The sequence below is a fragment of the Morganella sp. BCCO 40_0007 genome, assembly GCF_032989665.1.
In the GTDB taxonomy this organism is placed as follows: Bacteria; Pseudomonadota; Gammaproteobacteria; order Enterobacterales; family Enterobacteriaceae; genus Morganella; species Morganella sibonii.
The window spans coordinates 43,476-55,639 of sequence record NZ_JAVBIN010000015.1; the positions used below are offsets into that span (position 1 = coordinate 43,476).

General features: G+C 48.6%; 11 protein-coding genes. 7 read left to right on the plus strand and 4 right to left on the minus strand.

All coding sequences use genetic code 11. From position 1 onward, the window contains the following. The 3 genes from thrS to R5268_RS17530 form a co-directional block, all read right to left on the minus strand. The gene (thrS, locus tag R5268_RS17520) at positions 1 to 1,932 is read right to left on the minus strand and encodes a threonine--tRNA ligase (RefSeq protein ID WP_218454168.1); all 1,932 of its coding nucleotides are present in this window, start codon (positions 1,930 to 1,932) and stop codon (positions 1 to 3) included. Between the two features lie 344 nt (positions 1,933 to 2,276). Next, positions 2,277 to 3,620, minus strand: coding sequence for a phosphoethanolamine transferase (locus tag R5268_RS17525; RefSeq protein WP_247719085.1), 1,344 nt, complete (start codon positions 3,618 to 3,620; stop codon positions 2,277 to 2,279). 702 nt (positions 3,621 to 4,322) lie between these two features. After that, positions 4,323 to 5,009, minus strand: a complete 687-nt coding sequence (locus R5268_RS17530) for a transglycosylase SLT domain-containing protein (RefSeq protein WP_052926823.1) — start codon at positions 5,007 to 5,009, stop codon at positions 4,323 to 4,325. A gap of 237 nt (positions 5,010 to 5,246) precedes the next feature. On the opposite strand from R5268_RS17530, the gene R5268_RS17535 reads away from it, so the two are divergent. The 5 genes from R5268_RS17535 to R5268_RS17555 all read left to right on the plus strand — a co-directional run bounded on the left by R5268_RS17535 (position 5,247) and on the right by R5268_RS17555 (position 9,838). Beyond that, the gene (locus R5268_RS17535; RefSeq protein ID WP_317420118.1) at positions 5,247 to 6,176 is read left to right on the plus strand and encodes a metal ABC transporter substrate-binding protein; all 930 of its coding nucleotides are present in this window, start codon (positions 5,247 to 5,249) and stop codon (positions 6,174 to 6,176) included. Then, the gene (locus tag R5268_RS17540; RefSeq protein ID WP_046893575.1) at positions 6,173 to 7,057 is read left to right on the plus strand and encodes a manganese/iron ABC transporter ATP-binding protein; all 885 of its coding nucleotides are present in this window, start codon (positions 6,173 to 6,175) and stop codon (positions 7,055 to 7,057) included. The genes R5268_RS17535 and R5268_RS17540 overlap by 4 nt, the downstream gene beginning before the upstream one ends. Next, positions 7,054 to 7,929 carry a metal ABC transporter permease gene (locus R5268_RS17545; protein ID WP_046893576.1) on the plus strand — a complete coding sequence of 292 codons (876 nt, stop codon included), beginning with the start codon at positions 7,054 to 7,056 and terminating at the stop codon, positions 7,927 to 7,929. The genes R5268_RS17540 and R5268_RS17545 overlap by 4 nt, the downstream gene beginning before the upstream one ends. Next, the gene (locus R5268_RS17550) at positions 7,926 to 8,780 is read left to right on the plus strand and encodes a metal ABC transporter permease (RefSeq protein ID WP_052926821.1); all 855 of its coding nucleotides are present in this window, start codon (positions 7,926 to 7,928) and stop codon (positions 8,778 to 8,780) included. The genes R5268_RS17545 and R5268_RS17550 overlap by 4 nt, the downstream gene beginning before the upstream one ends. Positions 8,781 to 8,974: 194 nt before the next feature. After that, positions 8,975 to 9,838: a fructosamine kinase family protein gene (locus R5268_RS17555; protein ID WP_317420116.1), complete on the plus strand. Its 864-nt coding sequence runs from the start codon at positions 8,975 to 8,977 to the stop codon at positions 9,836 to 9,838. A 67-nt stretch (positions 9,839 to 9,905) separates the two neighbouring features. On the opposite strand, the gene R5268_RS17560 is transcribed toward R5268_RS17555, so the two are convergent. Continuing rightward, complete coding sequence (locus R5268_RS17560; RefSeq protein ID WP_046893579.1) at positions 9,906 to 10,445, minus strand: YniB family protein; 540 nt, start codon at positions 10,443 to 10,445, stop codon at positions 9,906 to 9,908. A 180-nt stretch (positions 10,446 to 10,625) separates the two neighbouring features. Between R5268_RS17560 and hxpB the strand changes: the two genes are divergently transcribed. Next, positions 10,626 to 11,291 carry a hexitol phosphatase HxpB gene (gene hxpB, locus R5268_RS17565; RefSeq protein WP_218454170.1) on the plus strand — a complete coding sequence of 222 codons (666 nt, stop codon included), beginning with the start codon at positions 10,626 to 10,628 and terminating at the stop codon, positions 11,289 to 11,291. 192 nt (positions 11,292 to 11,483) lie between these two features. Further along, on the plus strand, positions 11,484 to 12,041 hold the full coding sequence (locus R5268_RS17570) for a metal-dependent hydrolase (protein ID WP_046893581.1): 558 nt from the start codon (positions 11,484 to 11,486) through the stop codon (positions 12,039 to 12,041). Positions 12,042 to 12,164: the final 123 nt, after the last annotated feature.

Below are 12,164 nucleotides of genomic sequence, written 5' to 3' on the forward strand. Positions count from 1 at the left end.
TTATTCCTCCGGTTGTTCTTCAATTCTGCGACTGCGAATTTCTTCAAGCAGTGCGTCTTTAAATTCGCTCACGTTTATGCTGCCAAGATCCTTGCCGCGACGGGTACGAACAGACACCTCGCCTGTTTCCATCTCTTTATCACCGCAGACCAGCATATACGGAACACGACGTAGCGTGTGTTCGCGAATTTTAAAGCCAATTTTCTCATTTCTCAAGTCTGCTTTTGCACGAATTCCGGCATCCTGCAGTTCTTTGACGACTTTCTGAACATAATCGGCCTGAGAATCAGTGATATTCATTACCACTACCTGGTTAGGCGCTAACCATGTCGGGAAGAAACCGGCAGTTTCTTCAGTCAGGATACCAATGAAGCGCTCCATTGAGCCTAAAATCGCGCGGTGAATCATCACCGGGGTAACGCGTTCATTGTTTTCGGCAACGTAAGTTGCACCCAGACGAGCCGGCAGAGAGAAATCGAGCTGCACTGTACCACATTGCCATGCACGATCCAAACAATCATACAAAGTAAATTCAATTTTCGGCCCGTAGAAGGCACCTTCGCCCGGCAGATATTCGAATTCAATGTTGTTTTCTTTCAGTGCGCTTGCCAGGTCAGCTTCGGCTTTATCCCACTGGACATCAGAACCGATGCGTTTTTCCGGACGGGTAGACAGTTTAACCACAATCTTTTTAAAGCCGAAAGTGGAGTACATATCATAGACCATACGGATACAGGCACTGACTTCGTCCATCACCTGCTCTTCTGTACAGAAGATATGCGCATCATCCTGAGTAAAGCCGCGGACACGCATCAGACCATGCAGTGCACCGGAAGATTCGTTACGGTGGCAACTGCCGAACTCCGCCATACGCAGCGGCAGATCACGGTAAGAACGCAGACCCTGATTGAAGATCTGGATATGACCCGGGCAGTTCATCGGCTTAATGCAATATTCACGGTTTTCAGAAGACGTTGTGAACATATGCTCTTTGTAGTTTTCCCAGTGTCCTGTTTTTTCCCACAGAACGCGGTCCATCATAAACGGACCTTTTACTTCCTGGTAATCGTACTCTTTCAGTTTCACACGGACGAACACTTCCAGTTCACGGAAAATTGTCCAGCCGTCGTTATGCCAGAACGCCATACCCGGCGCTTCTTCCTGCATATGATACAGGTCAAGCTGCTTACCGATTTTACGGTGATCGCGTTTTGCAGCTTCTTCCAGACGCTGGAGATAGGCAGCTAACTGCTTCTTATCGCCCCACGCGGTGCCGTAAATGCGTTGCAGCATTTTGTTTTCGCTGTCGCCGCGCCAGTAGGCACCGGCCACTTTCTGTAATTTGAAGCTATGGCAGAAACGCATATTCGGTACGTGCGGACCACGGCACATATCGATATATTCTTCATGGAAATACAGTGCAGGATGCTCATCCTGACCGATATTTTCGTCCAGAATTTCAACCTTGTAATCTTCACCACGGGAAACGAACGTCTCGCGGGCCTCGCCCCATGTGACGCGTTTTTTCACCACGTCATAATCTTTTTTGGCGAGTTCCGTCATCCGTTGTTCGAGTTTCTCCAGGTCTTCCTGGGTCAGAGACTCATCGAGGTCAACGTCATAATAGAAACCGTTATCGATGACCGGACCAATCGCCATGCGGGTGTTCGGCCATAATTGTTTGATAGCATGACCTAACAGGTGAGCACAGGAGTGGCGGATGATTTCCAGTCCTTCCTCGTCTTTGGCGGTGATAATGGCTAACGTGGCATCGTGTTCGATCATATCGCAGGCATCGACCAGCGTACCGTTAACACGACCGGCGATGCAGGCTTTCGCCAGACCGGCACCGATATCATTCGCAACATCAAGGACAGAAACAGGATGGTTAAACTGGCGCTGACTGCCGTCAGGAAGAGTAATTACAGGCATTTTTAAATCCTTATCTACAGTGGTGACCCATACGTAAGATCACATATAGAAATCTCATTTATTTGATTTTCAGTACGTTACCGGCAATTTCTTGCGTACATTGCAAGCCGGGTCACACCTGCGGATAATAATCTGCCGGGCGCCCTTGCCGGAACTCGAAATCCATACTAGCACAGCAAATAAGGATTAATAGGTTTATGTGACCAGGTATCTGAAAAAGTGTGCGGTGTCACAAAGAATGCAGAAATTATGAACATTTCCTTTTTAAAACAGCATCTGCGGCAGATTTTAAATCATTTTCTGTACGACAAGATGCCGTTATGAAAATCTGCCGCAGCCCGCTTTCAGGGAAGAACCGGATTATCTTCCGCTAATGAGTCAAATGACTTCAGTTCATTTTTAAAATTCACCACGTTCTTTTGTCCGGCACAATCAGTATCCCGCAGCCAGTCACAATCACTTTCCAGTTTTGGCTCCTTAATCCCCATCCACTGGCTCAGCAGCGGCAGCATAGATAATCCGCTGCGGAAATGCGTGATCCGGGTTTGTGACTGAGCATCAAACGCGGTGATAAAAAACGGTACCTGAAAATTCTGTTTCATGCTGTCGCCGTGTGTCAGATTGGTATTTTCCGTTCCCTTATCCACAAACAGCAGACCATGGTCAGAGAAGTAAGCCATCGTCCAGCGCTGCTTATCCTGCCCTGCCATTTCTGCAATATCCGACAGTAATTTATCGGTATTCTCAATACTTTTGATATAACAGGAAATATTGCGTGAACCGATAAATTTATCGAAATTTTCAGTCAGTCTTCCGCAGGGTTGCGGGTGAGAACCGATCAAATGAACCACAATCAGTTTCTTACCTTTTTTTTCTGCCAGTGCGTCACGCACAAACGGCAGCAGCATTTCATCCGGCCCGCCTTTATCCGAGCGGTTCGGGGCAAGAAAATGATAAAACCCGGCTTTTTTCCCCATAATACCGACAGGGGAATCATAAATGCCTTTCATATGCTGATTTGAAATCCAGTAAGTATGAAAACCGGCTTTATTGGCCAGTGATACCAGATTATCACTCAGGTTTGTCACATTCTTTTCACGGACAGCAAGTGCATTTGTCAGAGACAGAGTGGTGGAGCCTGATGCTGAAATATAATTATCAAAAAACAGGCCGTTCCGGCTGCTCATCCATGGTGTATTCGGATGTAATTCAAAACCGAACGCATGCATAAAGTCTTTGCGCACACTCTCACCGATGACAAGAATATAGGTATCATAACCGGTCTCTGTTACTTGCGGGTTCCAGTGGTCACTGGTTTCAATCACTTTCGCATAACGCAGGTTGTCTTTGCGGATTTCCTCATAGCTTTCATAACTGTCACGGAAAAAACGAATTTCCGGCAGACCGGAACGGAATACCGAGACAAATCCCTCAGATTTTCCCTGAATATAATCTTTTGAGGATGACCAGAATGCGGTAATAAAAAAGACGGTAAACAGTGCAATACGCTGATGACGTTTTTTCAGTGGTTTCATCAGCAACGCACAGCCTGCAAATACCAGTAATCCGGCAAGATACAGATAGGTTTTAAACGGCAGCCCTGCAATATATTCCAGCGATTCACCGTTATCCGTATACATCAGTGAACCAACCGCATTCACATCGGGATAACCGTAATTAATCCCCACAGCTCCGTAAATCAGACCCGTAAGTAAATATATCGTCAGCAGCAGAACATATAACACTCTGCTGAATGACAGGCAGAATGTAAACAGCGCCGCAGCACTGAGAACATAAATGAACTTATATTCATAACCAAAACTTAAATGAAGCACCGACAGAAACAGAAATAACCCGCCTGTCGCAATAAATATCCGTAACATACGTGTAGTCATCATACCCGGCAATTTTAATTATCAGTATCAGAGAAAGCCCGGCATTATAGCCGGACTTCCCGCCGGGTACGACTGCTTTGTAACAATCACGGCGCTCAATCACGGAGCGCAATCATTTATTTTGCGGAACAATCAGGTAAAACATTGATACAATTTATCATTGTTAATTCACCAATTGTAAAATGTTGTCCGTTATACTCCGGCCGTAGTAGAGATAAGTGAACTTTTGGTATTTTTATTGCCCTGATCCTGAATCAGGGCTTTTTTTTTTCATTTTTCCGCATAACACGCAATTTATCATTCCCTCTCATTCTTTTCTTCATTATTACCGGCGTAAATCGTATGCTTTTTAGTCACAGGGAACTGGCACGTGATACAGAAACAGCAGACCGGATTTATTGCAGGGGAAATTCAGCAGGACGATTCCGTTGCAGATTCACACTGCGGCGCAGCATCTGCAACGGAGGGGGGATTTATAAAGAGAAAGTCAGAAGATCAGTCCGCCATCGCCAGTGCGCGGTAAGCATTTTTCACTTTCCACAGATAACGCGGAGCCTGTGATGCAGGGTGTTTACTCTGTACATGCTCATAAAATTCATCGGCTGACAGCGCATTGATTTTTTCAATCGCCAGTGCACGGTTGTTATCAAACGTGCGCAGTAAAGCTCCGGCGCCGTTAACGTAGGAAACAATCGTTGCGTAATTGAGCGTTTGCGGATCGGTAATGCCGGCCAGATGCTGGTCACGGATAATCCGGATATAAGTTGTGCCGATATCGATGTTGGTTTGCGGGTCCAGTAAATCACGGGTGCTCGGTTCGCCATTGCGGCCTTTTACACGATAAGCATCGCGCCCGGCCGTAGAGGCTTTAATCTGCATCAGACCAACGGCATTGGATTTACTGATAACCTCAGGCCGGTAAGAGGATTCAACCTCAATAATGGCACGGATCAGCGTTTCATCGACCTCATAGCGGTTAGATGCCTGGCGGATAAACTGATCAAACGGGGTTGCAGGATAGACACCACTGCCCTTTACCGGATAAACGGAAGAATCAGTAATGCCGGAAGATGGCGGTGTTATCCAGCCGCCGGAGCCGTAATTGGTGCGGTTTTGTTCGCTGCTTCCTGAGCAGCCCGCCAACAATAATGCTAAAGCAATCACACTAACGGTTTTTTTCACTCTGTTACCCTTTATCCGGCATTCTGACGAAGCTAAGGATACTGAAAACACACATAAACCAAAAGGAGTTTACTTAACTTTTACATTTTATGTGATTCATAGCATAGTGTGAATCGATCGTACTGAATGTTATAAAGATATTACGGAAGTGCTTGACAAGCGCAAATGATATTGATAATCATTATCATAAACAATATCCTTAGTGATTGTCACACTTTAACCAGGCAGGCTGATAAAATGAACAAAAAACAAAATACGTTTTCCTTTCCGTCCCTGACACAGATCTTCCGGCATGTTGTGCTGCTGCTGACACTGTGTGCTGTCAGCGGGTACTCCGCTGCGGCAGAGAAAAAATTCAAAGTCGTTACCACTTTCACCATCATTCAGGATATGGCGCAAAACGTGGCCGGTGATGCTGCTGTTGTGGAATCAATCACCAAGCCCGGCGCGGAGATCCATGATTACCAGCCAACCCCGAAAGACATCATGCGCGCACAGGATGCTGACCTGATCCTGTGGAACGGTCTGAATCTGGAGCGCTGGTTTGAACGCTTCTTTGAAAATTTACAGGATGTCCCGGCGGTTGTCATTACTGAGGGAATTACACCAAATTCTATCCGCGGCGGTGCGTATAACGGTAACCCGAACCCGCATGCCTGGATGTCCCCGACCAACGCCCTGATGTACATCGAAAATATTCGTGCCGCACTGGTAAAACATGACCCGGCCAATGCGGAAACCTATAATAAAAACGCGGCAGCGTATGCGGCAAAAATAAAAGCGCTTGATGCCCCGCTGCGTGCCCGTCTGGCAAATATCCCTGAAAACCAGCGCTGGCTGGCAACCAGTGAGGGTGCGTTCAGTTATCTGGCCAATGATTACGGTTTTCAGGAAGTCTATCTGTGGCCGATTAACGCAGAAGAGCAAGGCACCCCACAGCAGGTGCGTCATATGATTGATACCGTACGTAAATATAAAATCCCGGTTGTATTCAGCGAAAGTACTATCTCTGACAAACCGGCGAAACAGGTTGCCAAAGAAACCGGCGCAGAATACGGCGGTGTACTGTATGTGGATTCTCTGTCCGCCGCTGACGGCCCGGTTCCGACCTATATTGATCTGCTCAATACTACTGTAAATACTATCGCCAAAGGATTTCATCAATGAGTGATCAGTTCAGCAAGCCACAGCTGGTTGTCGATAACGCCACTGTCACCTATAACAATGGTCATACCGCCATTTTTGATGCCAGTTTCAGCATAGAAGGCGGTTCTATCTGTGCGCTCGTCGGTATTAACGGCAGCGGTAAGTCCACCCTGTTCAAAACCATTATGGGGCTGGTTACGCCGACACAGGGGCGGGTGACACTGAATGATGAACCGGTACGTGCCGCGCTGAAAAAAAATGTGATTGCCTATGTTCCACAGACAGAAGAAGTGGACTGGAACTTCCCGGTTCTGGTCTCTGATGTCGTGATGATGGGCCGTTACGGCAAAATGGGTTTTCTGCGAATTCCCGGCAAAGAGGATAAAAAAGCTGTCGCCGACGCTCTGGAACGCGTCGGCCTTACCGGTCTGGGCCACCGCCAGATAGGCGAACTCTCCGGCGGACAGAAAAAACGTGTGTTTCTGGCACGCGCCCTCGCGCAAAACGGAAAAGTCCTGCTGCTGGATGAGCCGTTTACCGGTGTGGATGTCAAAACAGAGAATGCCATTATTGATTTACTGCGTTCACTGCGTGAAGAGGGACATCTGGTGCTGGTATCCACCCACAACCTCGGCAGTGTCCCTGAATTCTGTGATCATGTGATCCTGATAAACCGTACGGTGCTCGACAGCGGCCCGACCGCCACCACGTTCACGCAGAAAAACCTGGAAAAAACATTCGGCGGTGTGCTGCGCCATATCAATCTGTCCGGTCCGGATTTGCATGACGACGACGATCCGCGTTCACTGACGGTGATTACCGACGACGAACGCGCCGCTGTCTTCTACGGCCATCAGGATAATCTGACGGTAAAAACCGGCAGTAAGGACGAGCAGCCATGACAGAGCTGTTACTCCAGCCGTTTGAATATAACTATATGGTAAAAGCCATCTGGGTCAGCGGTATCGTGGGAGCAGTGTGTGCCTTTCTGTCTGCTTACCTGATGCTGAAAGGCTGGTCACTGATGGGGGATGCCCTCTCCCACTCCGTGGTTCCCGGTGTCGCGGGGGCTTACGCCCTCGGCTTTCCTTACTCTGTCGGCGCGTTTTTCACCGGTATGCTGGCCGCTCTTTCCATGACGTTTGTCCGCCATCTGACCCGGTTGCGGGAGGATGCGGTGATCGGGTTTATATTTTCCACTTTCTTTGCCGCCGGTTTGCTGATCGTTTCCCTGAACCCGACCTCTGTGAATGTACAGACCATCATCATGGGAAATATTCTCGGGATTGCGGATGAAGACATGTTACAGGTGGAAATTATTATTGCTGTTTCTTTCCTCGTGCTGATGTTTATCTGGAAAGATCTGCTGGTGGTCTTTTTCGATGAAACGCATGCCCGCTCTATCGGTCTGAATCCGCTGGCACTGAAAATTATCTTCTTTACCCTGCTCAGCGCATGTACTGTCGCGGCACTTCAGACTGTCGGGGCGATTCTGGTCATTGCGATGGTCATCACCCCCGGAGCCACCGCCTATCTGTTAACGGATCAATTTAAAAAACTGCTGATCATCGCTGTTATTTTAGGGGCAGTTACCAGCAGTGCCGGCGCCTATATCAGTTATTTTCTGAACGGAGCCACCGGCGGCATGATTGTGACCCTGCAGACAATTATTTTCCTGATCGCTTTCTTCTTTGCGCCAAAACACGGCATGTTGTCCGCCCGCCGCCGTGCCCGCCGGGAATCAGCAAAACTGCGTCAGGAGGCAAACTCATGAGTGATTTTCTGACCTCATTGTTTATCGACCCGTTTGCTTTCCCGTTTATGCAGCGGGCCATGCTGGCCGCTATTCTGACCGGTGCGGTCTGTGCTGTTCTCTCCTGTTTTCTGGTGCTCAAAGGCTGGTCACTGATGGGGGATGCTATTTCTCATGCCGTTCTGCCGGGCATTGTAATGGCATTTGTGATGGGCATTCCGCTGATTATCGGCGCATTTATTTCCGGGCTTTTCTGCGCCTTTGCCACCGGTTATCTGAAAGAACACAGCAGAATCAAAGAAGATACCGTCATGGGTATTGTCTTCTCCGGTATGTTTGCGCTTGGCCTGGTACTGTTTACCCGCATTGATACCGAACAGCACCTGACACATATTCTGTTCGGTAATATCCTCGGGATCACCCAGGCTGAACTGCGCCAGACCCTGATTATCGCCGGGCTGACGATGGTTGTACTGATGGTGAAATATAAAGATTTCATGCTGTACTGCTTTGACCCCAACCAGGCACGGGTTATCGGCCTGCCGGTTCGTCTGCTGCATTACGGGCTGCTGTCACTGCTGGCCCTGACTATCGTTGCCTCTCTGCAGGCCGTCGGGATCATTCTGGTCATTGCCATGCTCATCTCGCCGGGTATCATCGCCTTTCTGCTGTGCCGCAGTTTCGGCAAAATGATTCTGGTGGCAATTCTGGTTTCTGTCAGTTCGAGTTATATCGGTACGGTTGTCAGCTTCCATATCGACGGAGCTACCGGCGCCTGTATTGTACTGGTACAGGCACTCTATTTTGTGCTGGCACTGATTTACAACCAGTTACGGTTATCCGCGCTGAAACGCCGCAGACAGGTTGCCTGACCCTCTGCATAACGGGGGATATTCTGTTACCGGAATATCTCCCGCATCCGGACTCTTCCGAAACACCCCTCTGTTTTTGTCCTTTTCTGTATTTCCCTGCAGTTACTGTGTAATTTGTGTGAGATGTCCGCTTTTTTCTTTTATTTTCCGGCGGTAAGATAGACTGACTGATAGACGGCTTAGTGAGGTGGCTCATGTGGCAGGCAGCAGGACGTATACTCAGTGAACATTTCGGCGAACACTCGTTCTCTGACAAGAAACAGCTCAATGGCGGTGAAATTCACTTTTCCCGGAGTGCCCGTTACGGCGATCACCCGGTTTTCATCAAATATAACCGGCGTGACATGTTGCAGGTATTCAAAACTGAGGCCGAGCAGCTTGATGCCCTCAGCCGCAGCAACACACTGACAACTCCCGCTGTATATGGCGTCGGGTCGGCAAAAGACTTCAGCTTTCTGATTATGGAATATCTGCCGCTGAAACCTTTTGATTCCCATTCCGCGTATATGTTCGGGCAGCAGCTGGCGCGGCTTCATCAGTGGCATGAACAGCCCCGCTATGGTTTCGATGAAGATAACCTGCTGGGTACTAATCCGCAGCCGAATGCCTGGGATAAAAAATGGGCCTCTTTCTTTGCCGAAAAACGGATTGGCTGGCAATTGCAGCTGGCGAAAGAAAAAGGCATTATCTTCGGCGATATTGACAACATTATTCAGCGTGTGCAGCAAAAACTGGCAAACCACCAGCCACAACCTTCTCTGCTCCACGGTGATTTGTGGCCGTCAAACTGTGCGGCTGTCGCTGACGGAAGAACTGTCGCATTTGACCCCGCCTGTTACTGGGGTGATCGCGAGTGTGATCTGGCAATGCTCTCGTTTTTCCCTGAACTGCCGATGCAGATCCTCGACGGCTATCAGCAGGTCTGGCCGCTGGAGAGTGGTTTCCTGGAGCGCCAGCCGTTGTATCAGCTCTATTACCAGCTTCATCGCAGTCACTTATTCGGTGACCGCTATTATCAGAGCGCTCAGGCTATTATTGACGATATTCTTGCGGGATAACCCCGTTTTCCGGATAAAAAAATACCCCGTCAGCAATCCTGCGGGGTATTTTTTCAGATAACTCTGTTTACCAGTTCAGAAATTTAATTAAGAACCACGCAATGGCGCCGATAAATACCGGCAGCACATACAGCACAAAAATTTGCCGGAAAATGGTGTGATTCGGGATGCGGATTTTGGCGATTAAATCCGCAGGTGTCTTTCCGCTCTCTCTGGCATTCTCAATAATCGCCTGATCTTCGATATTCTCACGAATAAACCGGACTTGTCTGGACATCCGGATACCGGAAGCACTCAGCGCCAGTCCGACAAATATCAGGATATAAATCAGTAAAAAGCTGAGATTATGCCCCTCAAAGCCGAGTAATTTGTCCGGTACGGGGGAGTTGTTCCAGAATGTGTTCAGAAAAGGCGTATTTACACGGATCATTTCCGTCACCACATTAATAAAATCCCCGATAACCGCATTAATTTTATCACTGCCGGTACTCTGCTGATGAGCCAGTTTCAGTAAAGAAACGATAGTTGAGATCAGTGCCGGAATAAAAACCACCCAGCCTGCCACCCGTTTAAATACAGCAACCCAGCGGGCTTGTTGCAGCGTCATGCGCTTTCCTCATTTGATATTTTCACCGTAATCATAGCGCAGAAGTCAGGAGAAGATCATTATCATTATTCCGGACTTTTTTACCCCGTAAATTATTAAGTCACTTAATGAACTCTCTGCCACGGCTTGTTACAATCAGAGGATGTTTTAATTCATTACAGGATATCAGGAGCATACACTATGTCCCACACCTTACCGGTACAGGCCGCTATTTTTGATATGGATGGTTTACTGATTGATTCTGAGCCGTTCTGGCTTCAGAGTGAAAATCAGGTTTTCAGCGACATCGGCCTGGATATGTCACTGCGGGATAAACTGCCCGATATGCTGGGTCTGCGTATCGATCAGGTCGTGGAGTTGTGGTATCACGTCTCACCGTGGCAGACACCGTCAAAACAGGATGTCACTCAGCGGATTATTGATTCCACTATCGCGATGGTGGAAAAAGAGCGTCCGCTTCTGCCCGGAGTGGAACATGCGCTCTCTCTGTGTCAGTCACAGGGCCTGAAAATCGCTCTGGCGTCCGCATCACCGCTCTACATGCTGGAATCCGTACTGGAAATGTTTAACATCCGCCATTATTTTGATGCTGTGGTTTCTGCTGGTGATCTGCCATACAGCAAGCCGCACCCGCAGGTTTATCTGAACGCAGCTGAGGCACTGGGTGTTCCGCCGGTGCAGTGTGTTGCGCTGGAGGATTCCGTTAACGGCATGATCGCCTGTAAGGCTGCCCGGATGCGCTCCATTGTGGTACCTGCTGCTGAAATGGCGGCAGATCCGCGCTGGTCACTGGCGGATTACCGGTTGTCATCACTCAATGAACTGACGGCTGCGATGGTTCGCTGATAATCGTTTGCTGATGGCATTTTTCTGATAACAGTGTGGCGGGAAATTGCCCGCCCTGCTCCGTTAGTGAAATATTCCATAGTTATCCATTAATAAATAAGCCTTTTTCTTTCTTACCCTCTGGCCGGGCGACATAAAAAACTTTATACTGTAACACTGTATAAATAAACACCTGAGTATTTACCCGGTATCATGACGGCTGAGGGTCACCTGCTTTTCTCTGTCGCTTCTGTAGTGATGGTTCATCAGCTTCAGATTTCGCCTGATATCAGTCAGGGGGACTGGCTGCACCTGATCCCCGGCGCCCTGGCCGGGGCACTGCTGCCGGATATCGATCACCCGAAGTCCATGCTGGGTCAGTGGGTTCGTTTTATTTCTGTACCGGTTTCCCGCCTGTGCGGTCACCGGGGATTCACGCACAGCCTGCTGGCTATTCTGACCGGTGTTATTTTATTCCGCACACAACTGCCGGTCAGCTGGTCTGTTCCGGCCGATTTTTACCAGGCAGTCATTGTCGGGTATCTGAGCCATCTGGCGGGCGACATGCTGACAACAGCCGGTATTCCGCTGTTATGGCCGGTGCGCTGGCGTTTTTGTATTCCGTTGCTGGGCAGCAGCGGCAATAAACGGGCAGAGCGCAGTGTGGCGCTGATTGTACTGCTGGCCTCATTTTATTTGCCCGCACACTGGGAAACCTGGTGGGCTCATGTGCGGGAGCTGGTGCTGGCGCAGATAAACGCTGTGCTATAAGAAACTGATTTTATATAACCCATCGCTATAGAAAATAGTCTGTTTAGTGACTATTCATGTCAAATCATTCCCTGTGATCTACAATATAGCTATAAATAATTCAGATTCGTTATAAGTGATGCG

Bases quoted from the DNA above. Each gene is read 5' to 3' on its own strand.
- thrS (WP_218454168.1), bottom strand. From the start codon at position 1,932: ATGCCTGTAATTACTCTTCCTGACGGCAGTCAGCGCCAGTTTAACCAT.
- R5268_RS17535 (WP_317420118.1), top strand. From the start codon at position 5,247: ATGAACAAAAAACAAAATACGTTTTCCTTTCCGTCCCTGACACAGATC.
- R5268_RS17540 (WP_046893575.1), top strand. From the start codon at position 6,173: ATGAGTGATCAGTTCAGCAAGCCACAGCTGGTTGTCGATAACGCCACT.
- R5268_RS17545 (WP_046893576.1), top strand. From the start codon at position 7,054: ATGACAGAGCTGTTACTCCAGCCGTTTGAATATAACTATATGGTAAAA.
- R5268_RS17550 (WP_052926821.1), top strand. From the start codon at position 7,926: ATGAGTGATTTTCTGACCTCATTGTTTATCGACCCGTTTGCTTTCCCG.
- R5268_RS17555 (WP_317420116.1), top strand. From the start codon at position 8,975: ATGTGGCAGGCAGCAGGACGTATACTCAGTGAACATTTCGGCGAACAC.
- R5268_RS17560 (WP_046893579.1), bottom strand. From the start codon at position 10,445: ATGACGCTGCAACAAGCCCGCTGGGTTGCTGTATTTAAACGGGTGGCA.
- hxpB (WP_218454170.1), top strand. From the start codon at position 10,626: ATGTCCCACACCTTACCGGTACAGGCCGCTATTTTTGATATGGATGGT.
- R5268_RS17570 (WP_046893581.1), top strand. From the start codon at position 11,484: ATGACGGCTGAGGGTCACCTGCTTTTCTCTGTCGCTTCTGTAGTGATG.